At 49.9% G+C, this 25,008-nt stretch carries 23 protein-coding genes and 1 pseudogene; 19 read left to right on the top strand and 5 right to left on the bottom strand.

Annotation, left to right across the window (positions count from 1 at the left end; all coding sequences use genetic code 11):
• Positions 1-401: 401 nt before the first annotated feature.
• The 13 genes from nifB (at position 402) to THEAE_RS0101430 (ending at position 12,790) form a co-directional block, all read left to right on the top strand.
• A complete protein-coding gene (gene nifB / locus THEAE_RS19645) occupies positions 402-1,817 on the top strand; it encodes a nitrogenase cofactor biosynthesis protein NifB (RefSeq protein ID WP_039944184.1) in 1,416 nt (471 codons plus the stop codon).
• An 84-nt stretch (positions 1,818-1,901) separates the two neighbouring features.
• Positions 1,902-3,053, top strand: coding sequence for a homocitrate synthase/isopropylmalate synthase family protein (locus tag THEAE_RS19650; RefSeq protein WP_039944186.1), 1,152 nt, complete (start codon positions 1,902-1,904; stop codon positions 3,051-3,053).
• A 50-nt stretch (positions 3,054-3,103) separates the two neighbouring features.
• The gene (locus tag THEAE_RS0101380) at positions 3,104-3,913 is read left to right on the top strand and encodes a helix-turn-helix domain-containing protein (RefSeq protein WP_169729949.1); all 810 of its coding nucleotides are present in this window, start codon (positions 3,104-3,106) and stop codon (positions 3,911-3,913) included.
• Between the two features lie 108 nt (positions 3,914-4,021).
• On the top strand, positions 4,022-4,924 hold the full coding sequence (nifH, locus tag THEAE_RS0101385; protein ID WP_028986272.1) for a nitrogenase iron protein: 903 nt from the start codon (positions 4,022-4,024) through the stop codon (positions 4,922-4,924).
• A gap of 25 nt (positions 4,925-4,949) precedes the next feature.
• Positions 4,950-6,374 carry a nitrogenase molybdenum-iron protein alpha chain gene (nifD, locus tag THEAE_RS0101390; RefSeq protein ID WP_028986273.1) on the top strand — a complete coding sequence of 475 codons (1,425 nt, stop codon included), beginning with the start codon at positions 4,950-4,952 and terminating at the stop codon, positions 6,372-6,374.
• A 15-nt stretch (positions 6,375-6,389) separates the two neighbouring features.
• Positions 6,390-7,925 carry a nitrogenase molybdenum-iron protein subunit beta gene (gene nifK, locus THEAE_RS0101395; RefSeq protein ID WP_028986274.1) on the top strand — a complete coding sequence of 512 codons (1,536 nt, stop codon included), beginning with the start codon at positions 6,390-6,392 and terminating at the stop codon, positions 7,923-7,925.
• A 23-nt stretch (positions 7,926-7,948) separates the two neighbouring features.
• Entirely contained in the window at positions 7,949-9,313 is a 1,365-nt protein-coding gene (nifE, locus tag THEAE_RS0101400) for a nitrogenase iron-molybdenum cofactor biosynthesis protein NifE (RefSeq protein WP_028986275.1), read from the top strand.
• Positions 9,303-10,601 (top strand): nitrogenase iron-molybdenum cofactor biosynthesis protein NifN, encoded by a 1,299-nt coding sequence (gene nifN / locus THEAE_RS0101405; protein WP_028986276.1) that lies wholly within the window; start codon positions 9,303-9,305, stop codon positions 10,599-10,601. The genes nifE and nifN overlap by 11 nt, the downstream gene beginning before the upstream one ends.
• Positions 10,602-10,607: 6 nt before the next feature.
• Positions 10,608-10,997 carry a nitrogen fixation protein NifX gene (gene nifX / locus THEAE_RS0101410; RefSeq protein ID WP_005582001.1) on the top strand — a complete coding sequence of 130 codons (390 nt, stop codon included), beginning with the start codon at positions 10,608-10,610 and terminating at the stop codon, positions 10,995-10,997.
• Complete coding sequence (locus THEAE_RS0101415) at positions 10,994-11,443, top strand: DUF269 domain-containing protein (protein WP_028986277.1); 450 nt, start codon at positions 10,994-10,996, stop codon at positions 11,441-11,443. Before nifX ends, THEAE_RS0101415 begins: the two co-directional genes overlap by 4 nt.
• 13 nt (positions 11,444-11,456) lie before the next feature.
• Positions 11,457-12,269, top strand: a complete 813-nt coding sequence (locus THEAE_RS0101420) for a HesA/MoeB/ThiF family protein (RefSeq protein ID WP_052329678.1) — start codon at positions 11,457-11,459, stop codon at positions 12,267-12,269.
• Positions 12,235-12,546 carry a nitrogenase-stabilizing/protective protein NifW gene (gene nifW, locus THEAE_RS19655; protein WP_084213404.1) on the top strand — a complete coding sequence of 104 codons (312 nt, stop codon included), beginning with the start codon at positions 12,235-12,237 and terminating at the stop codon, positions 12,544-12,546. Before THEAE_RS0101420 ends, nifW begins: the two co-directional genes overlap by 35 nt.
• Position 12,547: 1 nt before the next feature.
• A complete protein-coding gene (locus tag THEAE_RS0101430; RefSeq protein WP_028986279.1) occupies positions 12,548-12,790 on the top strand; it encodes a nitrogen fixation protein NifZ in 243 nt (80 codons plus the stop codon).
• A gap of 42 nt (positions 12,791-12,832) precedes the next feature.
• On the opposite strand, the gene THEAE_RS0101435 is transcribed toward THEAE_RS0101430, so the two are convergent.
• From THEAE_RS0101435 to THEAE_RS0101450, 4 genes are all read right to left on the bottom strand, one after another.
• Entirely contained in the window at positions 12,833-14,122 is a 1,290-nt protein-coding gene (locus THEAE_RS0101435) for an MFS transporter (protein ID WP_028986280.1), read from the bottom strand.
• A gap of 15 nt (positions 14,123-14,137) precedes the next feature.
• Positions 14,138-14,953 carry a PIG-L deacetylase family protein gene (locus THEAE_RS19660; protein WP_052329681.1) on the bottom strand — a complete coding sequence of 272 codons (816 nt, stop codon included), beginning with the start codon at positions 14,951-14,953 and terminating at the stop codon, positions 14,138-14,140.
• A gap of 146 nt (positions 14,954-15,099) precedes the next feature.
• A complete protein-coding gene (locus THEAE_RS0101445) occupies positions 15,100-16,437 on the bottom strand; it encodes a GH1 family beta-glucosidase (RefSeq protein ID WP_028986281.1) in 1,338 nt (445 codons plus the stop codon).
• Positions 16,438-16,584: 147 nt separating this feature from the next.
• The gene (locus tag THEAE_RS0101450) at positions 16,585-17,490 is read right to left on the bottom strand and encodes an AraC family transcriptional regulator (protein ID WP_028986282.1); all 906 of its coding nucleotides are present in this window, start codon (positions 17,488-17,490) and stop codon (positions 16,585-16,587) included.
• A 124-nt stretch (positions 17,491-17,614) separates the two neighbouring features.
• Here THEAE_RS0101450 and yicI point away from each other — a divergent pair, with 124 nt between their 5' ends.
• Positions 17,615-19,942 (top strand): alpha-xylosidase, encoded by a 2,328-nt coding sequence (gene yicI / locus THEAE_RS0101455; protein ID WP_028986283.1) that lies wholly within the window; start codon positions 17,615-17,617, stop codon positions 19,940-19,942.
• A 117-nt stretch (positions 19,943-20,059) separates the two neighbouring features.
• On the opposite strand, the pseudogene THEAE_RS19665 reads toward yicI, so the two are convergent.
• Positions 20,060-20,317 (bottom strand): annotated as a pseudogene (locus tag THEAE_RS19665) (carbohydrate ABC transporter permease); the annotation flags it as partial.
• Positions 20,318-20,457: 140 nt separating this feature from the next.
• On the opposite strand from THEAE_RS19665, the gene gatC reads away from it, so the two are divergent.
• From gatC to THEAE_RS0101485, 5 genes are all read left to right on the top strand, one after another.
• The gene (gatC, locus tag THEAE_RS0101465) at positions 20,458-20,751 is read left to right on the top strand and encodes an Asp-tRNA(Asn)/Glu-tRNA(Gln) amidotransferase subunit GatC (protein WP_005582012.1); all 294 of its coding nucleotides are present in this window, start codon (positions 20,458-20,460) and stop codon (positions 20,749-20,751) included.
• Positions 20,752-20,764: 13 nt separating this feature from the next.
• Entirely contained in the window at positions 20,765-22,237 is a 1,473-nt protein-coding gene (gatA, locus tag THEAE_RS0101470) for an Asp-tRNA(Asn)/Glu-tRNA(Gln) amidotransferase subunit GatA (protein WP_028986284.1), read from the top strand.
• Positions 22,234-23,667, top strand: coding sequence for an Asp-tRNA(Asn)/Glu-tRNA(Gln) amidotransferase subunit GatB (gene gatB / locus THEAE_RS0101475; protein ID WP_039944189.1), 1,434 nt, complete (start codon positions 22,234-22,236; stop codon positions 23,665-23,667). Before gatA ends, gatB begins: the two co-directional genes overlap by 4 nt.
• Positions 23,668-23,894: 227 nt before the next feature.
• Positions 23,895-24,509, top strand: a complete 615-nt coding sequence (locus THEAE_RS0101480; protein WP_028986286.1) for a TVP38/TMEM64 family protein — start codon at positions 23,895-23,897, stop codon at positions 24,507-24,509.
• 146 nt (positions 24,510-24,655) lie between these two features.
• Positions 24,656-25,000 (top strand): YojF family protein, encoded by a 345-nt coding sequence (locus THEAE_RS0101485; protein WP_028986287.1) that lies wholly within the window; start codon positions 24,656-24,658, stop codon positions 24,998-25,000.
• Positions 25,001-25,008 lie beyond the last annotated feature (8 nt).

Genomic DNA, 25,008 nt, shown 5'->3' on the forward strand with positions numbered 1-25,008 from the left:
ATTGTATCAAGGGAGTGTGGATTCTTTGTAATGTTAGGGTAAAGGTTTCGTAAAGAAGCTCCTCAAATAGGTTGGGACCTGTAACGAGAAAAAACATTCCCCCGGCATTTGTCGTATAAGAAAATACGTTTCCTCCCCCCACGATAGGTTACCGATAGGTCATACATAAAATGTAATATAATATAACAGTCAGCGTAATAAATAAGAAAAAAATCACAAAAACTTACGGAAAAATATGAAAGTCATTAGGATTCTTTTTTCATAATGGTATATAATTTAACCGAACAACTCAATATAAGCCGCTCATCCTTTAGGATTCATTTGATTACCACTGAAAAGAGAGAAATGAAAGGGGTGTATGTTAGGAAATATGACAAGAAAGAAAGGAGAGGATCAGGAGAATGAATGAAAATTCTTGTTCCATGGTGGAAGGAACGGGAGCGCATGGAAAATCGACCTTAAACCTGCCGGAAGAAGTCGTTAACCGAGTCAAAAGGCATCCTTGTTACAGTGAAGAAGCTCATCATTTTTTTGCCCGTTTGCATGTGGCGGTCGCGCCGGCTTGCAATATTCAGTGCAAATACTGTAACCGGAAGTATGACTGTGTGAATGAAAGCAGGCCAGGCGTTACCAGCGAGGTTCTTACACCGGAGGAGGCGGTGGAGAAAGTATTGGCGGTGGGCACCGTGATAAAGCAAACCAGCGTCGTCGGCATCGCAGGTCCGGGAGATCCTTTGGCCAACCCGAAGCGAACCTTTAAAACCTTTTCCCTTTTGCGGGAAAAAGCGCCGGATATGAAATTATGTTTGAGCACAAACGGTCTGGCTTTACCGGATTACATCGATGCGATAAAGGAGTTGGGGATTGATCATGTCACCATTACCATAAATGCCGTAGATCCTGAGATCGGGAAACATATATACAGGTATGTGGTATGGAAAGGAAAAAAGCTGACCGGATACGATGCGGCGGCGGTATTGCTGGAACGGCAACTTACCGGATTGGAAAAACTGGTGGAAAACGATATTCTTGTCAAGGTTAATTCGGTGCTGATTCCAGGCATCAATGATGCGCATATGAAAGAAGTGTCCCAAATCATACGGAAGAAAGGGGCGTTTTTACACAATATTATGCCCCTGATCATCGCCGACGGTTCAGATTTTGAAAGGGAAGGACGAAGGCCCGCCTTGATGGAGGATGTGGCATTGGCGCAACAAAGCTGCGAACGAGAAAGCCGCTTGATGAGGCACTGCCGTCAATGCAGGGCCGATGCGGTGGGGTTATTGGGAGAAGAACGGAGTGAAGAGTTTACAAAAGAAAAAGTCCGTCAGCTATCGGCAACCTATGATGTTTCTTCCCGCCAAGCTTTACATGCCGAGCTGGATGAACGGATTGAAAAAATGAAAGAAGCCCGTAAAAAAGCGGCGCGACTCATGGAACTGAGGGCAAGAGCCGATTTTATCCCCTTTAACGTAGCGGTCGCAACAAAAGGGGATGGAAAAGTAAACCAACATTTTGGGCAAGCCAAAGAATTTCAAATCTTCGAGGTCTCCAGGAAAGGCTTAAAATTTATAACGGTTCGGCGAGTTTCCTCTTACTGCTCCGGAAAGGAAACATGCGGCGATCATATCGAACGGATGGGTGAGATTGCCGGGATGCTCGGGGATTGTCGGTATCTTTTATGCAAGCGCATCGGAACGGAACCGATGAATCGTCTCCGAGAATACGGCATCGAATCGGTGATGGCCAATGGCTCGATTGATGATGAACTTCTTCGTCTTGCGGAACGGCAATATCCCGTCCAAAACCAGGTTTAAGCCTTTAGTGCGACGATAATTTTTTAAAAAATCAGTCCATTCGTCCCGGATCATTCTATTTTATCGAAGGAAGATGAGGAAAGGATGAAAATTTATTTTTGCGATACCACTCTTCGAGATGGGGAACAAGCGGCTGGGGTTTCTTTTTATCCGGAAGAGCGCATAGCCCTAGCCAAAGCGCTTGACCGGGCCGGCTTGGATCTGATCGAGGTTGGGATCCCGGCGATGGGAGAGGCGGAACAGGAGAATATCGCCGCCATCCTCTCCCTCCCCATGCAGGCGAAGCGAAGCACATGGAATCGGGCGCGCCGGGAGGATATCGATGCTTCGCTTAAGTGTGGAGCTCAAATCGTTCACATCGCTTTGCCCGTTTCCGATCGAATGCTTCGCTGGAAATTGGGGACGGATTACCGCGGGGCAAAACTCCGCTTACTTGAAGTTATCGACTATGCGAGGGGAAGAGGGCTGGAAGTATCGGTGGGGTTTGAGGATGCGTCCAGGGCGAAACCTTCCTTTTTAAGGGAACTGGCCGAAGCGATTGAACCGTTCGGAGTGATGCGGATCCGTTTTGCGGACACGGTGGGAATCCTTACCCCGTGGGATACGGAGCTATTAATCGGGCATTTGCGGAAATCAACATCGATCCCCATCGAATTTCACGGACATAACGATTTTGGTTTGGCGGTGGCCAATTCCCTGGCGGCTGTGCGCAAGGGAGCCGATTGGGTAAGTACGACCGTTTTAGGGCTCGGTGAACGGACGGGAAACGCTCCGATGGAGGTTGTAGCCCTTGCGGTAAAGCGATTGCTTGACTTTGATGTGGAACTTCGCTTCGATTCCTTTCAGCCCTTAGCCGAGATGGTTGCCACAATGTCCGGAAGAGCCATTCCTGAACAAGCGCCCGTCGTTGGGTCCCATGCTTTTACCCACGAGTCCGGAATTCATGTGGATGGTTTATTGAAATCGAGCGATATGTACGAGTCTTATCCTCCGGATGTGGTGGGGCGAAAGCGCATTTTCTTATACGGAAAACATTCCGGAAGAAATGGTGTGCGAAAAGTTTTAGAAAATGCCGGTGAGACGCCAACGCCGGAAGCGGTGGAACTTCTTCTTGAGGAAGTTCGAAAATTTTCAAGAGAATGTAAACAATCGTTAGAAGCGCGCCAAATCCTTGATCTCTATTACCGGGAGGTACGACCCAAAATTTCCTTTCAGACGATCGGTCAGACAAGTTGATCGGGCGATTGGAAAGGGAAGGGGGAAAAATGAACGGGGAGGTGGCTCTATTGGAAGTCGGGTTGTTTAGTGCAAGGGGGCTTTTGACAAGAATTATATCCGCCATCCTGGAAGAGGACGGTCATCACTTATACTCCAGCCGTTACTGGTCGATTTTTGAGAAAGGGGCAAAAAATCATTTTTTTGACCTTTTACTTTACGATTGCCCCGGCCAATGTCCGTTTTCAAAAAAACGGTGTCTTATTCTTGCCGATATGCTGAGAACACCTTGTGTCGTCATCAGTCCCGACCCCGACCATCTCAAAAACGATTTGAGGTGGTCAAGCGATTTTGCCGTCTTGCAAGATCCATTTTATCCAGTAGAACTCCTCCAAATCATCCGGGAAATGGTAAACCGGTATGATCCGATTCAAAAAAACAGGCCGGCACCTTTTCGTGAACATCATCGAAAACAACTGGTTATTGCAGATGAAAAGATGATTGAACTATCACCCGTCATATTTCTTGACACAATTGCGGAAGTGTTGATTCACGAAGGGCTTCGGTTACAGCTTTCATCGAGGGAATACCGGTTGTTGGAAACCTTGCTTCGCAACGAGGGAAAAGTGGTTGATTATGATACGCTTTTAACCGCCATCTGGGGTGATGAAGACAAAGGAAGTTTCGATAATTTGTACACCGTCGTTCGCTCTTTGCGAAAAAAACTCGGGGACAAAGGAGATCCGGACGATATCATCCAGAATAAATATGGCCGGGGGTATGTGTTGAAGCGGCGGGAAGTGAAAGAAAATGAAAAATGTTATGGAACGACTCAATCCTTACAAATAGAGAAAAAAGCAAAAAAAGGGAATTCTTATTAAAACGGCGGTTTCATGTAAGGATATTTAACATACAACGTGGTATGGTTATGGCAGGCCGGTGCTGTTGTAAGCTGCCGATGAAAAATGATCAAGAAGGGAGAAAAAGAGATGCGACAAATCGCTTTTTATGGAAAAGGCGGAATTGGAAAGTCAACCACGTCCCAGAATACGTTGGCTCAACTGGCAACAAGGTTCGGGCAAAGGATCATGATCGTCGGGTGTGACCCCAAAGCGGATTCAACGCGGCTGATTTTAAACACCAAGGCCCAGAAGACGGTTTTGCACCTGGCGGCCGAAAGGGGTTCCGTCGAAGATCTGGAGTTGGAAGATGTGCTGGCGACCGGCTTTGGCGGAATTAAGTGTGTGGAATCAGGGGGGCCTGAACCAGGCGTGGGTTGCGCAGGAAGAGGAATCATTACCTCAATCAATTTCCTGGAGGATAACGGGGCATACGAAGATTTGGATTTCGTCTCCTATGACGTATTGGGAGATGTGGTTTGCGGCGGTTTTGCCATGCCGATCCGGGAGAATAAAGCACAGGAAATCTATATTGTCGTCTCCGGTGAAATGATGGCGATGTATGCGGCGAATAATATTGCCCGGGGAATATTAAAGTACGCCTATAGCGGCGGCGTCCGCCTCGGCGGATTAATCTGCAACAGCCGCAATGTGGACCGGGAGGCGGACCTGATTACCGAATTGGCTAAACGATTAAATACCCAAATGATTCACTTCCTCCCCCGGAACAATATCGTTCAACATGCGGAACTGAGAAAAATGACGGTAGCCCAATATGCTCCGGAGCATCCCATGGCGAAAGAATATGAAACGTTGGCAAAGAAAATTCTTGAAAACGATCGGTTAACCATTCCGACCCCGATTAGCATGGATGAATTGGAAGATCTCCTCATGGAGTACGGAGTCATTGAAGACGAAGAGACGCAAATCAAGAAGTTGGAGGCGGCCGAGGCGGCTGAAACCAATTCATTATATCTTGGAATCAAGGGATAAATCTACCATCACGGAGGTGGGGCACATGGCTGAGGTTGGGGGACAGAACGTGATCGAGGAATTGTTGGAAGCCTATCCCGAAAAAGCGCGAAAAGAACGGAAGAAACATTTTGAAATCAATGATATTGAAAAGATTTCCACCGGGAAGTGCTCCATCAAATCAAACGTAAAATCCCGTCCCGGTGTCATGACGGTTCGCGGATGCGCCTACGCCGGTTCTAAAGGGGTGGTGTGGGGACCGATTAAGGATATGGTTCATATCAGTCACGGGCCGGTTGGCTGCGGCCAGTACAGCTGGGGTACCCGCCGGAACTACAGCAATGGAGTCCTAGGTGTCAATAATTTTGTGGCCATGCAGGTGACCAGCGACTTCCAGGAACGGGACATCGTATTCGGCGGAGACAAGAAACTGGAAAAAGTATGCCGGGAAATTAAGGAAATGTTTCCCCTTGCGAAGGGGATCACCATTCAATCCGAATGTCCCATCGGGTTGATCGGGGATGATATTGAAGCCGTGGCGAAAAAGATGACGAAGGAATTGGGCATACCGGTCGTTCCCGTTCGATGCGAAGGCTTTCGGGGTGTGAGCCAGTCCCTGGGCCATCACATTGCCAACGATTCGATTCGGGACCATGTTTTGGGGACCCGGGATCTAAATGAACCGGGCCCGTACGACGTGGCGATCATCGGGGATTACAATATCGGTGGGGATGCCTGGGCGGCCAGAATTTTGCTCGAAGAAATGGGCCTTCGGGTGATTGCCCAATGGTCGGGGGATGGAACCCTCAATGAATTGGCCATCACCCACAAGGCGAAGCTAAACCTGATCCACTGTTATCGTTCTATGAACTACATCGCACGACACATGGAAGAGAAATACGGCATCCCTTGGATGGAGTATAATTTCTTCGGCCCCACGAAAACGATTGAAAGCCTGCGCAAGATAGCGGCCTTCTTTGATGATCAGATTCAGGAACAAGCGGAACGGGTGATCGCGAAATATAAGCCGGAGATGGATGCGGTCATTGAAAAATATCGCCCGCGGCTTGAGGGGAAAAAAGTGATGCTATTGGTTGGCGGCTTGCGTCCACGCCATACGGTGGGCGCCTATGAAGATCTGGGGATGGAAGTGGTGGGAACCGGATACGAGTTTGCCCATAAGGATGACTATGAGCGCACGTATAAGGAACTGAAAGAGGGTGCGGTGATTTACGACGATCCCTCCGAATACGATCTGGAATACCTGGCCAAAGCGCTCGGGGTAGACTTGGTGGGTTCGGGCATTAAGGAGAAATATGTGTTTCAAAAAATGGGGCTTCCTTTCAGACAGATGCATTCCTGGGATTATAGTGGCCCCTACCATGGCTTTGACGGGTTTAAAGTTTTTGCCCGGGATATGGATATCGCCATGAATAGCCCGGTGTGGAATCTCATGCAAGTTCCATTTTAAGGGAGGTGAGGAGTTATGGCCAAAAACGTGGAGATCAAAGACCATAACACGTTATTCCAATCGGAAGAGTATATGAAATCGGCGGAAAAGAAGATGGAGTTTGAGGCCCCTTGCTCCCTGGAAGAAGTGGAAGATACGGCGGCCTATTTAAAAACGGAAGAATATAAAGAAAAAAATTTTGCCCGGGAAGCTCTTACCATTAATCCGGCGAAAGCCTGCCAGCCCCTCGGCGCGGTTTTGGCCGCCTTGGGTTTTGAAAAAACGTTGCCTTTTGTCCACGGCTCACAAGGATGTGTGGCTTATTTCCGGAGCCATTTTGCCAGGCATTTTAAAGAACCGGTGCCGACGGTATCCACCTCGATGACCGAAGATGCGGCTGTCTTTGGCGGACTTCGCAACTTGATCGAAGGATTGGAAAACGCCGTTTCCTTGTATAAACCGGATATGGTGGCCGTGAGCACCACTTGCATGGCGGAGGTGATCGGAGATGACCTGCAGGCATTTATTGAAACGGCCAGGAACGAGGGGGCGATTAGCAAATCCTTCCCCGTGCCCTTTGCCAATACGCCCAGTTTCGTCGGCTCCCACATTGTCGGCTACGACAGCATGATGAAGTCGATTCTAAGTTATCTGAACGGGCGGGAGGGCGATGGGGAGAAGATGGCGGCTGAGGCGGCGGAAAAGATTAACGTTATCCCCGGATTTGAACCGTATACGGGCAACATCAGGGAGGCAAAACGGATCCTTGACCTGATGGATGTTCGCTACACCATTCTGGGAGATCATAGCGATATGCTCGATTCGCCGGCAAACGGAGAGTATCGGACCTATTACGGCGGAACGAAGCTTTCAGACGCGGCTTATGCCTCAAGGGGAAAAGGAACGATCGCATTGCAAAAGTATTCCACGAGGAAAACGGCGAAATATATCGAAGAAAATTGGGGCCATCCGTTCATTGCCGGTCCGATTCCCATCGGCATTCGAAACACCGATGCGCTCCTCATGCGAATCAGCGAATTAACCGGCAAACCGATTCCCCAATCGCTAAAAGATGAAAGGGGACGTGTGGTGGACGCGATGACCGATTCCCATCCATATCTTCAAGGGAAACGAGTGGCGATGGCCGGCGATCCGGACCTCTTGTTGGGGCTCATCTCGTTGTCCCTGGAGTTGGGAATTGAACCGGTTCATATCCTTTGTACCAATGGCGATAAGGAATTTGAAGAAGAGGCACAGCGATTGCTTGCAGAAAGCCCCTACGGTTTGGATGGAAAGGTTTATGTGGGGAAAGACTTATGGCACTTAAGATCTCTGTTACTCACGGACCCCGTTGATTTTGCCATCGGCAGCACCTTTTTAAAATTCGCGGCAAAAGATGCGAATATTCCATTGGTTCGTGTCGGCTTCCCCATTTTTGACCGCCATCATATGCACCGCTATCCGATTATCGGATACCAGGGAACATTAAACCTCTTATCCTTAATGGTCAATATGGTTTTGGAGCGTTTGGACGAGGAGGCACCGGGTCATAGCTTTGATGTGGTCCGTTAATCTTTATCAAAGGGGGGAGGAACGTGAGGCGTCAAGTGTTAGAAGCGCTGGAAGAGCCGGCTTGTGAGCATAGTACAAACGAGAATCTTAAAGTTTGTGCGAGACCTAAGCCGGGCCAAGCCTCAGGAGGCTGTTCATTTGATGGGGCGCAAATCGCGCTTCTCCCCATCGCCGATGCGGCTCATCTGGTCCATGGACCTTTGGGATGCAGCGGAAACAGTTGGGAAGGAAGAGGCAGCCTGTCGTCAGGCCCTCACCTTTACCAATATGGACTTACGACCGATCTGAAAGAATCGGAAATTATCTTCGGCGGTGAAAAAAAATTACGGGAAGCGATTGGGGAAATCATGGAGCGTTTTTCACCTCCCGCCGTATTTGTTTATTCGACCTGTGTTACCGCATTAATTGGAGACGATTTAGAGGCGATCTGCCGGGAAGAAACGAGGAAATGGGGCGTTCCGGTCATTCCGGTAAACAGCCCGGGATTTGTGGGAAGCAAAAATTTGGGGACGCGTCTTGCCGGAGAAACACTCTTCCAATATGTTATCGGTACCTCCGATCCTCCGGAAACGACTCCCTACGACATCAATTTAATAGGAGAATACAATATTGCCGGAGAGATGTGGGAGATAAAGGAATTGTTGGACAAGGTGGGGATCCGAATCTTATCGCGAATTACAGGAGACGGGCGGTTTCAGGAAATCCGGTGGGCGCATCATGCCAAGGTAAACATGGTGGTTTGTAGCCGGGCATTGATCAATTTAGCCCGCAAAATGGAGGAACATTACCAGATCCCCTATTTTGAAGGTTCCTTCTACGGGGCGGGAGAAACCGGATCTTCCTTGCGGAAAATCGCCGGTTTGCTGAAAGACCGGGAATTGGAACGGCGAGTAGAGGAGCTGATTCAAGAGGAAGAGAAAAAGTTGCATCGTGACCTGCTTCAGTATCGCCCGGTCTTAAAGGGGAAAAAGGTCGTTTTGTATACGGGAGGAGTAAAAAGCTGGTCCGTCATCAGCGCTTTACAGGAGCTGGGGATGGAAGTGGTGGCGGTGGGAACGAACAAAAGCACCCAAGAGGATATTGCCCGCATTAAAGAGAGGGTAGGAGCCGATACGGAGCTGATCGATGAGGGGGGATCCGGCAGCATTTTAAAAGCCGTTCGATCCAAAAAAGCAGATATGATGATCGCAGGAGGGCGCAACATGTATGTGGCGCTAAAGGAAAAGATCCCTTTTTTGGAGATTAATCAAGAGCGCCACACCGCTTATGCGGGCTATACAGGGTTAAAAAGGTTGGCGAAACATATCGCCCATACCCTTTCCCACCCCGTATGGCAATTGGCCCATAAAAAAGCGCCGTGGTGTGAGGGGTGGGCTGATGACCGTTAAAATAAAGAAAAAATCCGTATCGGTCAATCCGTTAAAAGTAAGCCAACCGTTGGGAGGTTCCCTAGCCCTGCAAGGGTTTTATCGTTCCATTCCCATCCTCCACGGTTCACAGGGATGCGCTTCATTTGCCAAGACGCTTTTAACCCGGCATTACCGGGAGACGATCGCCATGCAAACCACAGCGCTGCAAGAGATGAACGTGATCTTCGGGGCCGGAAAATCATTGTTTGAGGCGTTGGATACCATCATTCATAAACTTAAACCCGATCTTATCGGGGTTCTCAGTACCGGTTTAACCGAAGTGGCCGGCGATGATCTGGTCGGAAACATTAACGAGTACATCAAAGAGAGAAACATGGAACAACCTTTCATCATTCCCGTAAGTCTCCCCGATTACCAAGGGTCGCTGGAATCGGGTTATGCAAAAACGGTGGAGGCGATCGTTGGGCGCCTTTTGGAATCAAAGGATCAATGGCCGACGGAGATCGTGCGGGGGCGAGTCAATCTATTGCCTGCCTCCCACTTGACGCCGGGAGATGTGATGGAAATCAAAGAAATTATCCGAGCGTTCGGATTGGAGGTGATTTCCATCCCCGATTTATCCACTTCCTTATCGGGACATCTCATCACCGGTTTTTCTCCCCTTAGCCGTGGAGGAATTCCCCTCGATGCTCTTCCTAAAATGATTACGGCCGAACGAACCCTTGTGATCGGAGCCAGCATGGAGAAGGTGGCGAAAAAAATCGAAGAAGCCGCAGAGATCCCATATCATGTTTTTCCCAGCCTGACCGGGCTGGAAGCAAGTGATCGGTTTTTCACCTTCCTTCAATCCGTGACAGGTCATGAGATCCCCTTGAAGTATGTATGGCAACGTGAAAATCTGCTGGACAGCATGCTTGATGCCCATTTTTACTTTGCAGGCAAGTCGGCGGTGGTCGCCCTGGAACCGGACCTCCTTTATTCGGTCATCACTTGGCTGCATGAGATGGGAGTGGATTTGAAAGGAATCGTGACAACGGAATCTTCTCCGGTGCTTATGCAATTGGATGAAGAAATTTGGGTGGGGGATTTGGGAGATCTTGAAGAATGGGCCGACGGGGTTGACCTTTGGATAAGCAATTCCCATGGAAAACGAGGGGCCAAACGCAAAGGAGCGGTCTTTATGCCTTTGGGATTTCCGATTTTTGACCGGATTGGGGCTTCGTTATTTACCGGCATAGGTTACCGGGGCACGACGGAGCTGGTGATTCAGGTAGGCAATCTACTGATGGAGAAAGAGGAGGTATAATCTCCCATGAAAGTGGCGTTTGCGACCGAAGATGGATCCTTAGTCAACAGCCATTTTGGTCAGTGTAACACCTTTATCATCTATGAAGTGACCCTGGACGGTTACAGACTGGACGGGGTAAGGGAAATCATGGGAAAAAAAGAGGAAGAGGGGGATGAATATGGTCGCCTTGATCGACGGATTGATGCCATTGAAGATTGCACGCTGTTATTTATCACTCAAATCGGCCCGTCCGCCGCGGCAAGAGTGACCCGCAAAAAGATTATGCCGATTAAGGTGGAAGAGGGGACCCCCATCCTCCAACAATTGGATCGCTTATTGGTCATGCTGCATACAAAACCTCCTCTCTGGCTGGCTAAGGCATTAAAGCACCAAAAAGGAGAGGAAGAGAGTTGACGGGTGAAGAGAGAACCACAGCACATTCTCCCGCATTTCGGGAATCCCTTGTACAAGTGATCGATGCTTATGACACCCTGTCCGTCTTTCGGAAATGGACGGAAGAAGAAAAGATTAAAAAATGGTTTCTATCACCGGAAGAAGAAAAGAAAAAGACGGAATCCTGCGGGCTGACCAACGAAAAAATAGAAAGGCAAATCGGCCTTTTCTTTCAGGCCGTCGCATTGGCGATTGAAAAACGCTCGGGGAAAATGACAAGCAGTATGATTGAAATCGATCATGAAGGGATGGGGCGGGCCATCGTCTATTCCGGTCGGACCATTTTGATCAACCAAGGATTGCGCGGCATAAAGCAGTTTATGTTTACTCATGTTGAAGACCTGATGAATAAGGGGGCCAGGTTTGTAGAAAAAGGGCTTTCCCAGTTGGAGAAACCCGGCATTTAAATGGGGTGGAAAAATGGGGGGAAGAGAAGTGGATAAGGCCGGACCGGATGGAACCGTGGATCCCCACGAACGTTATCGAAGGCAGATCAAACTGATCGGAGAGAAGGGCCAGGAAAAATTAAAAAATTCAACGGTCTTTATTGCCGGAATCGGCGGACTGGGAGGAACGGCGGCGATTTATTTAGCCGCCGCCGGAATCGGCAAATTGATCATAGCCCATGAAGGAACGGTGTCCCTGCCCGATTTAAACCGACAAATTCTAATGGACAGCAGGAGAATCGGAGAGGAAAGAGTTGCGTTGGCCGTGGAAAACCTTCGTCGCATCAATCCAAATGTGATCATCGAAGCACACCCCGAACGGATTCGCTATGAACGGGCAAAGGCATGGGTTGAATCGTCCGATATTGTCGTCGATGCCCGCTATGATTTTTTGGAACGGTACGCGTTGAACAAGGCGTGCATAGATTGGAACAAGCCGATGGTGGAAGCGGCCATGTATGGGTTTGAAGTATCCATCACGACGATATGGCCGGGAAAGACCGCATGTCTTAACTGCATTTATCCGGAGCAATCGTATTCATGGGAGCCCTACGGTTTTCCGGTATTGGGAGCTACGTCGGGGATCGCCGGGGCTTATGCGGCGATTGAGGTGATAAAGGTAATCACCGGAATCGGGAAGCCTTATTTTAATCAAATGCACCGTTTTGACACGTTACATTTTCATTCGTATACGGTTTCGTTCAAACGGAACGAACGGTGCTCACATTGCGGTGAACAGGAGGGCGAATCTTATGAATCGGTCTATGAACGATTTGCACGACGCTGAGGATTTCTTTCATTTCTACCGGCTCACCTATGATCCAAAGGTTTTGTCCATCGCCAGGTTGCACATTCTTCAACGCTATAAACAGTATTTGGAACAAAATGATTTACACGAAGGGGACTCTACGGATCCCGAGATTTGGGGGAAAAAAAGATCCTTATTAAATCAAGCCTATCACGATTTTATCCGTTCAACCCCCTTGCAAGAAAAGGTTTTTCCCGTTTTTTACCGGAGGAGATCCTGCTTCATTTCCTTTTGCAGGATAGAGGGGGAACCCTAATTTGCTCGGGAAATTTGATCTTGAAGATATTGTAAGGACAACGAAAAAAATTCGTAATGACGGAACTTACCCCGGGATGGATCGGGGCGCGATCATCATCCGTGAAGGTGAAGTAGGAACCATTGTAGACTATGGATATTTCTTGCAGGATATATTGGTTTATACCGTTTTTTTTAACCGGGGACTCTTGGTCGGATGTTTGGAAAATGAACTGGAATTGGTTGAGAGGGGGAATCGGAAATAATTCCGGTATCCCCCTCTGCTCTTTCTCTTTTTCGTTATTTTTTTAATTCCTATTCCCTTCTTTTCTTCCCAACGGATAGAGATAGTAGAATAGGAGAGCGAGAAGAAGGGAGGCGATGGGGATTCCCGTCATCATGAGGCGGATGCCCGCCTCCACCGAGGCGGGCTGGGTGGCGGAATGTTGCACATAGCCGCTCCATTCTAGGACCGCCCCCATGACGATGGCTTGAAGGGAAATCCCCCAGCGGATGATAAACCCGTTCATGCCGAAATACATTCCTTCTCTCCGGGCTCCGCTTCGCTTCTCATCGTCGTCGATCACCTCGGCCAGGAGGACATCGAGGAGAATGATGATCCCCGCCAGACTGATCCCGATGGCGATGGCGGAAAGTGCCGCCGTGAGAAGAGTGGTGACGAATGCGAAAGGGATCAGGGAGAGGAGGAAGAGTAAGACCGCCGTCAGGATGGTCTTCCGCGGTCCCATCCTTTTTACGATGAAGCTCCAGAGGTAGACCATGGGAATGGCGGCGATGAAAATCGCTCCGGTCAGTATGGAATTCTCCGATTCTGGGATCTTCAGGACATATTTCCCATAAAAAGGAATAACCGCAGGGAGCAGAACAAAAGCGAATTGAACGAGAAAGCTGCCCACCACATAGGTCACAAAGGCTTTATTGACAAAGGTGTAGCGAAGCGCTTCCAAAAATGACGGAGAGGTGAACGAGAGATTGGGATTCTCTTTTGAACCGTAAAGGGAGAAAATGAAGCTGAGAAGAATAAGAAGTCCGAAAAGGATCCCCATCCGGCTCCAACCGATCGAAGTATAGAGGAGAGGAGGGATTGCAACCCCCAGAATCATGCCGATGAGGCCAAACATCTGCCGCCAAGCGGAGACGAATGACCGTTCGATCAACGTGGTAAACATTTCCGGAAAGAGGGAGGTCCAGTTGAGGACCACCACCACGAAGAAGATGTCGTAGAGGAGAACGGTGATCAGGAAGTACCAGAAGAGGTTCGCCCCTTGGAGAAGGGGAACCCAGATCATCGTAAAGGCGGCGGCGAGGGGAAGGATCCCCATGACGATATAGGGAAGGCGCCTGCCCCAGCGGGAATGGGTCCGATCGGAAATGTAGCCGAAGATGGGATTCATGAAGGCGTTAAAGATCCCATGGATAAACATGGCGAGGCCAATCCATCCGGGACGAACTCCTAAAACATCCACATAGAAAAAAACCGCATAGGTGGCAAAGGTTTGCGCCATTAAATTTATGGCAAAGTTTCCATTGCTGTAGGCCACCTTTTGGATCACGGTAAGAGATAGACCCGAATTCATCGCAGATTCCCCTCCCTACATTCTCTCCGCATCCACATTCATGTGGAGCATTTGCGGGGTTAATATTTTAAATCCTTCTCCATACGAGGCCCCTATCTTTCTTCCCCATTCGATTCCCTTTAGGGTTAGGTATTGTTGGACAAAGAGGAGTTCCTCCCCCTGGAATTGGCTTTGGTGAAGACTGATCGCCTTCATCTTACGGTCCCAATAGGAGCTGACATCTTCAATGTGGTTGGAGCGGGAAGAGGAGTAAAATGCGACATAACGGGGAACGTGGGGCATCACTCCTCTTCTGAGATGTTCGGGAAAAGCCAGGGGGAAAGCGGCGATGATCGCCGCGTAGGCGACCGCTTTTCCGGTATAAAGGTGATCAAAGTGAGCTTCATAGGGATTCCAAGGGTCCACGGTGAAGAGGAGATCGGGCCGCACCTCCCGTATGAGGCGAACCAGGGCCTCCCGGAGGGAAGGAGCATCATAGAGTTCGCCGTCCGGAAAACCGAGCCAATGGAAAACCGAGGCGCCGAGAAAACGGCCGCTCTCTTCATGTTCCCGGCGGCGGCAGGAGATGAGCTCCTCAGGAGTGATCTCCGGATCTAGCGTTCCCAGGCTACCATCGGTCACGGTGGCATAATGAACCTCCACCCCATGGGCTGCCAGTTTAGCGACGGTTGCTCCGGCTCCCACCTCGTTATCGTCCGGATGGGGTTGGATAAAAAGCACCTTTTTAAAGGAAGAGAGCGACAGGGATTGAAGCTCCTCCATTTGTTTTTGGATCATACCGGAATCCCCGTAGAGGGAAGGAGATGAATGTTCCACAGTTTGATGTTCCATCGGTGAACCCCTCTCGTTCATGAATGTAAAGTACAGGCTCCCTCCAACTCATTCAATCTCTCTAAAATTTTAATGATTGAAATATTTATTATCATAAGATTATACCAAAATTCATCTTGCTGCTTAATCAACTCATTGGCCATCATCTAGATCGTTACCGTTTTCGCGATAAGCTCACGGTACCAATAGAAACTCTCTTTGGGAATGCGCTTTAACGTGGCGTAGTCGATGTACAAAAGCCCGAAGCGCTTGCTGTACCCGTAAGCCCACTCGAAGTTGTCCATGAGGGACCAGACGCAATACCCGATCACCGGGATCCCCTGGGCGATGGCTTCGTCCACCTTTTCCAAATGGGATTTTAGGAATTGAATCCTTTTCCGATCCTCCACTCTTCCGTCAGGGGTGAGTAGATCGTCGTAGGCGGCGCCGTTTTCCGTAATCAGGATGGGAATGGATCCATATTGGGAGTGAACGTTCTTTAGAACCTCTAACAATCCTTGGGGATAAACTTCCCATCCCATCGCGGTCAACTCTCCCTGGGGAGGAAGGATTTCAAATCCCAGGGGCTGCGCTTCCGGAGCGTGGCGGACGATGTTTCTAAAGTAGTAATTGATGCCGAGAAAATCGATGGGTTGGTTGATCTTCTCCATATCCCCTTCTTTAATAAAGGAAAAATCGCTGTAAGAGGCCAGGATGGGGATAAGTTCGAGGGGATAGCTTCCTGTAAAGATCGGGTCGAGGAACCATCCGTTTTGCAACCGTTCGAACAGTAGGGCAATCTGCCGATCTTCATCTTTATCACTTGCCGGATACCCCTTTGTTAATACGTTGGTGATGCCGATCTTTCCATCGGGGAGGTGAAAGGTCCGGAATGCCTCCACCGCCTTGCTGTGGGAGAGGAGGAGATGGTGGGCGACCGTGAGGGCCGTGGGGAGATCTTGAATCCCCGGCGCATGTTCGCCTGTGAAGTGTCCCATAAAGGAGGCGACCCAAGGTTCGTTATGGGTGATCCAGTAAGGGACGAGATCGCCAAACCGCCGAAAGAGAAGATCGGCGTACTCCGCATACCGGTCGGTGGTATCCCGATTGGCCCATCCCCCTTTCTCCTGGAGGGCTTGTGGAAGATCCCAGTGATAAATGGTGAGAATCGGGGTGATCCCCCTATTGAGCAGGCCGTCGATGAGGCGGGCGTAGAAATCGAGCCCTTTTTCGTTGACTCTCCTCTTCCCTTCCGGTAAGACCCGGGACCATGAGACGGAAAAACGGTAGGCGGTAAGCCCCAGCTTTTCCATCCAGTCCAGATCTTCTTCATAGCGATGATAATGATCGCAGGCCACATCCCCATCATCCCCGTTTAACGTCTTCCTCGGAGTATGGGAGAAGATATCCCAGATGGAAGGCCCCCTCCCATCTTCAAAAGCAGCTCCTTCTACTTGGTAGGCAGCGGTGGCCGCTCCCCACAGGAAATCCTTTGGAAACGTCATGCATCTACCTCCTCCTGGGTTGGTATCTTCATTATATCGAAAATGGGGAAGGTTGGAAATAGTGATATGATCCCTAATGCGTTGCTCATGCGGGATTATCGCAGGCGCCCAACAGGATGGGGAAGCTTACACTAAGAGGAACTGTGATCAAAAAAGGATGTTAGGGGATGACGAGGCGGAAATGGTTCGCCTTCGGTACTGGGAAGGGGTTAACCCGTAACAACGCTTAAACAAACCAATGAAATAACTTAAATTGTTGAAACCGACATCGAGGGCGATATCCATGATTTTGCGATTCGTCTCTTTCAGTAGCGTGGCGGCTTGCTGCAGGCGGTATTGGTTAAGGTATTCGATGGGGCTCTTGGAAGTGATCTCTTTGAAAAAACGGCAAACATGTCCTTCGCTCATCGAGGCGATACCGGCTAAATCCCGCAAACGGATCGGTTCCCGGAAGTGGGTGTGGATATATTCAGCTACTTTTTTGAACCGTTCCATCTTCTGTTCGGCAGTAGATCGCCTTTCCGATCTCGTCGGCTTTCCGAGCAAAAATAACCGGTTCATCATGAGATAAAGAAGGCCTTTTGTGGCAAGTTCATGTGCCGACGATGAGTCTCCGTTCATTTTGTGAATTTCACGCAGCATGGAGAGCAGGTCCGCAGCCGGTGTAGTATCGGGAGTGATGTGAACGGGAACGGAATATTGCATACGGATCAATGGTTGAATGTATTTTTCCTGGATGATGTCGACGGTACCGCTAGTGAAAATCTTGGGATGAAAGACAATGGCCATAAAGGAGCAGGGCTCGCAATCCAGCGCGTAGCCGGAGTGGAGCAAGCCGGAATTGACGAAAATGGCTTCGCCGGCTTTAACTTCATAATCGATTCTATCGACGCGAAAGACCGCACGGCCCATGGTTAACAGGAGAAACTCAAATTCTTCGTGCCAGTGCAAATAAAGCAAGGGTTCCTCCGGAACGCAGGCAATCGAGTAGATGCTGACAGGATAAAGGGGCGTTCCGTGGGTTCGCTTTTCTTTCAACATCGCTCTATTCATTTTGTCCTCCCCGTTTCCATATCAATATTGTGATAAAAAAGAGCAAAATTGATAAAGAGATTAAGAAAATGGATGAATATCATTATATTATACGAAAATAAGATGCGAAATGGAGGAATCCTCGATGAAGTTTACCAACGGCTATTGGCTAGTGAAGGAAGGTATAGAGATTCAATATCCGATGGATCTTCGGGATGCTGAGATTAAGGGAAAAAAACTCATTGTTTATGCGGCAACCCGTAAAATCCGGCATAAGGGCGATACGTTAAACGGAGCGTTGCTGAGTGTGGAATTTAGTTCGCCCATGCCCGACGTGATCCGGGTTCGCTGGGCACATCATCTCGGCGGGCAACGGAAAGGTCCGGCATTTATTTTGCATGAATCTGCAGATACGCCGGTACAAATCGAGAATCGGGAAGAGAGGATCGTTCTTACAAGCGGCAATTTAAGCGTAAACCTCCGAAAGGGGGATGAGTGGGGAATCGATTTTTATTACGCCGGGAAACGAATGACGGGAACTGGAAATAGGGGGACGGCTTACATCACCACCCAGGAACGATCGGTCTATTTCCGTGAACAGCTGGATCTGGGCGTCGGGGAACATATTTACGGTTTGGGGGAAAGGTTCACGCCGTTTGTGAAAAATGGCCAATCGGTTGATATCTGGAATGAGGACGGTGGTACGAGCAGCGAACAAGCGTACAAAAACGTGCCCTTTTATTTAAGCAGCCGAGGTTACGGCGTGTTCGTCAACCACCCGGAGCGCGTTTCGTTCGAGGTGGCTTCAGAAAATGTCTCTAAAGTGCAATTTAGCATTCCCGGAGAAACGTTGGAATATTTTGTGATTGGCGGCGCAACTTTAAAGGATGTGTTGAAAAATTACACCGCGTTAACCGGACGACCGGCGTTACCTCCGGCTTGGTCCTTTGGATTGTGGTTAACCACTTCATTCACAACGGATTACGACGAGAATACGGTCAAACATTTTATTGAGGGAATGTTTGAGAGGGATATTCCCTTAAGGGTGTTCCATTTCGACTGTTTCTGGATGAGAGAGTATCAATGGAGCGATTTTGAATGGGACACTCGCGTTTTCCCGGATCCTGAGGGAATGATCCGGAGACTGAAAGAGAAAGGTCTTAAAATCAGCGTGTGGATCAACCCGTATATCGCCCAGAAGTCCCCTCTGTTCAAGGAGGGTATGGAAAACGGCTATCTGCTAAAGAAGCCGAACGGGGATGTATGGCAATGGGATATGTGGCAGGCCGGCATGGGAGTGGTCGATTTTACCAATCCGGCCGCCGTCAAATGGTATCAGGGCAAGCTGAGGCGTTTGCTGGACATGGGGGTTGACTGCTTCAAAACCGACTTTGGCGAGCGCATACCGACGGATGTCGTATATTACGACGGCTCAGACCCGAACAAAATGCACAACTTTTATACCTACTTATACAATAAGGCCGTTTTTGAACTGCTGGAAGAGAAAGTGGGCAAGAACGAAGCGTTGGTTTTTGCGCGCTCCGCGACGGCGGGAAGCCAGCAATTTCCGGTTCATTGGGGTGGCGATTCCTCATCCACCTATGAGTCCATGGCCGAGTCGCTGCGTGGGGGACTTTCCCTGGGTTTGTCCGGGTTTGGCTTCTGGAGCCATGATATCAGCGGATTTGAGAAGACGGCCACGCCCGATCTCTACAAACGCTGGGTGGCTTTCGGATTGCTCTCGAGCCACAGCCGACTCCATGGAAATGTTTCGTATCGAGTGCCGTGGCTGTTTGACGAGGAGGCGGTTGATGTCTTAAGGCATTTCACGAAATTAAAATACCGCCTGATGCCATATCTCTTTGCCATGGCCGTTGAAGCGGCGGAAAAGGGGATTCCGATGATGCGCGCCATGATGCTGGAATTTCCGGATGACCCTACTTGTGAGTATTTGGATCGTCAGTATATGTTGGGCGACGGACTGCTGGTGGCCCCCATCTTTCGGGAGGACGGCACGGTGAAATATTATGTTCCGGAAGGACGCTGGACCCATTTCCTGACTGGGGAAACCATCCAAGGGAGCGGTTGGAGGACTGAAAAGCACAATTACTTTAGCCTTCCGGTATTGGTAAGGCCAAATACGTTTTTGGCCATAGGAGCAGACGACCATCGCCCTGATTATGATTATGCCGATCAGGTTACCTTGAAGTTGTATGAGCTGGAGGATGGCAAGAAGGCAAAAGCAGTGGTATACGACGTAAAAGGAAATATCGAGCTCGAAGTGGCGGCCGAACGATCAGGCCAAACGATCGCCGTTGAAAGCCGGGGATCCGGGAAACCATGGAAAATGGTGTTGGCGGGCATCCCGCGTATCCAATCGGCAGAAGGGGTGAATTGGGAAAGCGATGGATTGAATATCGTCCTGCAACCTTTTACCCATCCGTCTAAATTCACCGTTACCGTATCATCGTGATCCTGGGCGTGAATAAAGGCTACTCCCTTTATATCGGTAGTAGCCTTTATTCGTTTTGCCGCCACATCCCCCATTTTCGTTCCGGGGACCAGGAAATTTATCCCTTTACGGGTTGAATTAACCTTTGACCGCTCCGGAAGCTACGCCTTTGACAATGTATTTCTGCAGGAAAATAAACGCAATGACGGAAGGCAAAATCGCCATGACCAGTGCGGTCATTGCATATTGCCAGTTGGTATTGTACTGGCCCACGAAAGTATAGATCGCCAGGGTTAATGTCTTGGTCTCCGCTGATCCGTTGACCATGATCAACGGAAGTAAGAAATCATTCCAGATCCACATGACATCAATCATGATGATGGTGGCGGTTCCACCAAGGATCAGGCGATTGACGAAATCGAAAAAGGCTCTCAAACATTGGTTGAAACCCTCTTCTAGGTTTGATATGATTTTTCTTATGATAAAAAATTGATAAAAGAAACAGGGCTCGAGAGAATTGGAAGGGAAGTGGCAGGATGCGAGAAATTAGTCGCGAAGAGGCGAAACGGGTGGCGGAGCTGGCTCGGCTTGCCTTAAGCGAAGAAGAAGCAGAGAAGATGGCCCGCACCTTAAACCAGATTCTCCGCTATGTGGAGAAGCTGAATGAGCTGGATACCGAGGAGGTTCCCCCAACCAGCCATGTGTTGGGAATTACCAATGTGATGAGGGCAGACGAGGTGCGTCCTTCCTGGCCCATCGAGGAAGTTTTAAAGAACGCCCCCGACAAAGAGGAGCGCCAATTTAAAGTCCCGGCGATCATGGGCGAGTAGGAGGAGGGAAGAGATGGCACTGTTCGATAAACGTCTGCAGGAGATTCAACAGGACCTACATAACGGGGAATATAAAGTGGCTGATCTGGTAGAAGAATCCCTTCGGAGGATCGAAGAGGTGGATGGAGAGATTCATGCCTTTCTCTCTGTGAATCGCCAGGTGATGGCGGAAACGGAGCGACTGCAGGAGCGCCTGGATAAAAAGGAAGAGAGGGGACTCCTTTTCGGTTTGCCTGCGGGGATAAAAGATAATATCGTAACGAAGGGGTTTAAAACCACCTGTGCCAGTCGCTTGCTGGAAAATTATGATCCCATCTATGACGCCACGGTTACCGTAAAGCTGAAACAGGCGGATGCCCTCATCCTAGGAAAACTAAATATGGATGAATTCGCCATGGGCTCTTCCACGGAAAACTCGGCCTTTCAAAAGACGAGGAATCCCTGGAATCTGGATTATGTTCCGGGGGGATCAAGCGGTGGGTCGGCGGCTGCGGTGGCGGCCGGGGAGGTTTATTTCGCCTTAGGCTCCGATACGGGAGGATCCATCCGTCAACCTGCCTCTTTTTGCGGAGTTGTGGGGCTTAAACCGACCTATGGGCTCGTCTCCCGCTTCGGCTTGGTCGCCTTCGCCTCCTCCTTGGACCAGATCGGTCCCTTGACGAAGAATGTGGAGGACGCCGCCTATGTCTTGCAGGTGATCGCAGGGCATGATCCCCAGGACTCCACTTCGGCCAAGGTGGAGATTCCCGATTATCTCAGCGCCTTGACCGGAGAGATTCGCGGGTTAAAAGTAGGGCTGCCGAAGGAATACTTGGGTGAAGGAATTGATCACGAAGTTCGACAGCGGGTTTACGAGGCGGTAAAGGTATTGGAAGGACTGGGGGCCGAGGTGATGGAGGTTCGCCTCCCCCATACCGAATATGCCGTTGCTACCTATTACATCCTGGCCTCCTCGGAAGCCTCTTCCAACCTGGCGCGCTTTGACGGGGTACGGTATGGAGTGAGGGTGGAAGGGGAGAATCTCATCGACATGTATAAAAAAACGCGGAGTGCGGGCTTCGGGGATGAAGTGAAACGGCGCATCATGCTGGGGACCTATTCTCTAAGTTCCGGTTATTATGATGCCTATTATCTAAAGGCTCAGAAGGTGCGGACACTCATCAAGCGGGACTTTGAGGAGGCTTTCCAAAAAGTAGACGTTATTGTAAGCCCCACCGCTCCCACCACTGCCTTCCCTATCGGGGAGAAGGTGGACGACCCCCTCACCATGTACTTAAACGATATTCTCACCATTCCGGTCAACCTGGCGGGTATTCCTGCCGTCAGCGTGCCGGCGGGATTTCATTCGAACGGTCTTCCGGTAGGCCTTCAAATCATGGGTAAGCCCTTTGCCGAAGCGACCATCCTAAACGCCGCTTATGCCTATGAACAGCATACCGACCATCACCTGAAACGTCCGGCTTTTGAAAGGGGGGTCAGATCATGAAATATGAAACCGTGATCGGACTGGAGGTTCATGTGGAACTTTCCACCGCTTCGAAAATCTTCTGCGGCTGTTCCACCGCCTTTGGGGCTCCCCCGAACCAGAATACCTGCCCGGTCTGCTTGGGGCATCCCGGTGTTCTCCCCGTTTTAAACCGGCAGGCCGTGGAGTTCGCCATGAAAGCGGCTTTGGCCTTACATTGCGAGATCGGCGAATATACCAAATTTGACCGGAAGAATTATTTTTACCCCGATCTTCCGAAGGCTTACCAGATCAGCCAATATGATCAGCCCATCGGGAAGAAAGGTTGGCTGGAAATTGAGGTAAACGGCGAGAAAAAGCGAATCGGCATTACCCGCCTTCATCTGGAAGAAGACGCCGGGAAATTGGTTCACCTGGAGGGAGAGGATGCTTCACTGGTCGACTTTAACCGGGTCGGCGTCCCCCTCATCGAAATCGTCTCCGAACCGGACCTTCGCTCTCCGGAGGAGGCCAGAGCCTACCTGGAGAAACTGAAGGCGATCATGCTCTATACGGAGGTCTCCGACGTTCGCATGGAGGAAGGCTCCCTTCGTTGTGACGCCAACATCTCCCTCCGCCCTTGGGGAGAGCAGGCTTTCGGTACCAAGACCGAGCTAAAGAATCTCAATTCCTTTAGCGCCGTCCAAAGGGCTCTCGAGTATGAAGTAAAGCGGCAGACCGAGATTTTGGAAAGAGGGGGGGTAATCCAACAGGAGACCCTCCGCTGGAATGAAGACAGGAAAGCCACCGTTACCATGCGCTCCAAAGAGGAAGCCCATGATTACCGCTATTTTCCTGACCCGGATTTGGTGGTACTTCATATCACCCGGGAATGGGTGGAAGAGGTGCGGGCAGGAATTCCGGAATTACCCGATGCCCGTAGGGAGCGCTATGTCCGCGAGTGGGGGATTCCCGAATATGACGCCGGTGTCCTAACCCTGACCAAGAAGACGGCCGATTTCTTTGAAAAGGCGGTGGCCGCAGGGGTAGATGCGAAGGCGGTCTCCAATTGGATGATGGGAGAGCTCATGGGCTATTTGAACAAAAACAACATGGAAATTGATCAGATTCCCATGACCCCTGAACAGCTGGCAGAGATGATCCGCCTGATCGAGAAAGGGACGATCAGCGGGAAGATCGCCAAAACCGTATTCGCGGAGATGCTTGAGAGCGGGAAAGATCCGGATCGCATCGTGAAAGAGAAGGGGCTCGTCCAAATTAGCGATGAGGGGGCCATCCGCCAGATCGTGGAGAAAGTGATAGCGGCCAATCCCCAATCGGTGCAGGATTATAAAGCGGGGAAAGAGCGGGCCATCGGATACCTGGTGGGACAGGTGATGAAGGAGACGAAGGGAAAGGCGAATCCCCAGATGGTGAATCAACTGCTCGTGGAGACGTTAAATCGGGAATGAGATCACTCAGAAGAACATAAAAAGGGGGGCAGGAGGAATCCTTGAGGGTCTCCTGCTCTTATTATGAAGCCACGAATGCACAAAGGAGGGGTCGTTACCATCGGACCGGGTGATGAAGATGCTCCACGATGATCATGTCCGTCAAGTGGATCTCGGAATGTGATTGATTTGAAATAGAGAAAAGGATAAGATAACAAAAGAAGTCGGAAAGTGAAAGGGAGAGCCAGTTGGACTTGCAATTTTTAACCGATATCGAATTTTGGCGCAGGATGATGGATCAGTATGCGGCCTTTGGCCCCTTTGTGGCCATGGGACTAGCTGCGTTAGAATCGATTTTTCCTCCTTTGCCCCTTTTCGCCATCGTCATGGCCAATGTGAATGGATTTGGTTTTTTGGGGGGAGCTCTCTTCTCCTGGATCGGCACTGTGGTGGGATCGGCGTTGGTCTTTCTCTTTTTTCGCTGGCTGAGCAAGAAGAGAATGCGCGCCTATTTTCTCCGCCATCGGAGGATGAGGCAGTTCCTTCAGTGGGTAAAGCGCCGCGGATTTACCCCGGTCTTTCTCCTCTACGCTTTTCCCTTTACCCCCTCATCTATCGTCAATGTGGTGACCGGCTTATCCACTTTGCCCCTCGTCTCTTATTTCGTTGCTTTGATCGGTGGAAAGGCGATTATGATCCTCCTCATGTCCTGGGCCGGGAACGACATTTTCGCGATCACGAATCATCCGTTCCGTTTGATTGCGGTGGCCGCCGTTCTCTTCCTTCTTTGGTGGGGAGGAAAAGGGGTGGAGCGGCGTTATCTCGCCAGGGAGAAGAAAACCACCGTATCAGCAAAGGAGTAAAAGGATTGGAATATTGGAATTATGCTTATTCTATAAACCTTTAAGCGTGAAAAGCGCTTGCTCCTTGTGATAATATTTCTCATAAGGACTCCGTTTTAGGAGGTTCTTTGATGTCAGAAACGGGAGAGGAAAGAGAAGGAGAGAAGATGGAACCGATCGTAAAAGAAAAGGTACAATCTATCCTTGAGCGTTTTGTCCATCAGGAGGCATATCTCCATCTGGAGACGACGAATGGCGCCTACGCCGCCCATCATCGCGGGGGCTTGAATGCAGGGGCGTATATCCGCAACGGCCGAATTCATGTGGAAAGGGCAATCATCGCAGGAAACGGCCCTTATCGGGTAGGGCTTAAGATCTCTCAAGGTTGGGTCTATGCGGAAGGATTGACCGATTGGGAAGTAGACCAGAAAGGCCGACTCCTGTTGGCCGGGCATGATCAGGAAGGCCACTTGGCGGTAGCGATGGAATTAAGCCGCCATCCATTCGAATGAGGGAGGAG

This window comes from Thermicanus aegyptius DSM 12793, from assembly GCF_000510645.1.
In the GTDB taxonomy this organism is placed as follows: Bacteria; Bacillota; Bacilli; order Thermicanales; family Thermicanaceae; genus Thermicanus; species Thermicanus aegyptius.

Coding starts and splice junctions, on each gene's coding strand:
- yicI (WP_028986283.1), top strand. CDS start 17,615: ATGAAGTTTACCAACGGCTATTGGCTAGTGAAGGAAGGTATAGAGATT.
- nifK (WP_028986274.1), top strand. CDS start 6,390: ATGGCCAAAAACGTGGAGATCAAAGACCATAACACGTTATTCCAATCG.
- gatA (WP_028986284.1), top strand. CDS start 20,765: ATGGCACTGTTCGATAAACGTCTGCAGGAGATTCAACAGGACCTACAT.
- THEAE_RS19650 (WP_039944186.1), top strand. CDS start 1,902: ATGAAAATTTATTTTTGCGATACCACTCTTCGAGATGGGGAACAAGCG.
- THEAE_RS0101450 (WP_028986282.1), bottom strand. CDS start 17,490: ATGAATAGAGCGATGTTGAAAGAAAAGCGAACCCACGGAACGCCCCTT.
- nifW (WP_084213404.1), top strand. CDS start 12,235: ATGAATCGGTCTATGAACGATTTGCACGACGCTGAGGATTTCTTTCAT.
- THEAE_RS0101420 (WP_052329678.1), top strand. CDS start 11,457: ATGGGGGGAAGAGAAGTGGATAAGGCCGGACCGGATGGAACCGTGGAT.
- nifX (WP_005582001.1), top strand. CDS start 10,608: ATGAAAGTGGCGTTTGCGACCGAAGATGGATCCTTAGTCAACAGCCAT.
- nifD (WP_028986273.1), top strand. CDS start 4,950: ATGGCTGAGGTTGGGGGACAGAACGTGATCGAGGAATTGTTGGAAGCC.
- nifB (WP_039944184.1), top strand. CDS start 402: ATGAATGAAAATTCTTGTTCCATGGTGGAAGGAACGGGAGCGCATGGA.
- THEAE_RS19660 (WP_052329681.1), bottom strand. CDS start 14,953: ATGGAACATCAAACTGTGGAACATTCATCTCCTTCCCTCTACGGGGAT.
- gatC (WP_005582012.1), top strand. CDS start 20,458: ATGCGAGAAATTAGTCGCGAAGAGGCGAAACGGGTGGCGGAGCTGGCT.
- nifN (WP_028986276.1), top strand. CDS start 9,303: ATGACCGTTAAAATAAAGAAAAAATCCGTATCGGTCAATCCGTTAAAA.
- gatB (WP_039944189.1), top strand. CDS start 22,234: ATGAAATATGAAACCGTGATCGGACTGGAGGTTCATGTGGAACTTTCC.
- nifH (WP_028986272.1), top strand. CDS start 4,022: ATGCGACAAATCGCTTTTTATGGAAAAGGCGGAATTGGAAAGTCAACC.
- THEAE_RS0101445 (WP_028986281.1), bottom strand. CDS start 16,437: ATGACGTTTCCAAAGGATTTCCTGTGGGGAGCGGCCACCGCTGCCTAC.
- THEAE_RS0101435 (WP_028986280.1), bottom strand. CDS start 14,122: ATGAATTCGGGTCTATCTCTTACCGTGATCCAAAAGGTGGCCTACAGC.
- THEAE_RS0101485 (WP_028986287.1), top strand. CDS start 24,656: ATGGAACCGATCGTAAAAGAAAAGGTACAATCTATCCTTGAGCGTTTT.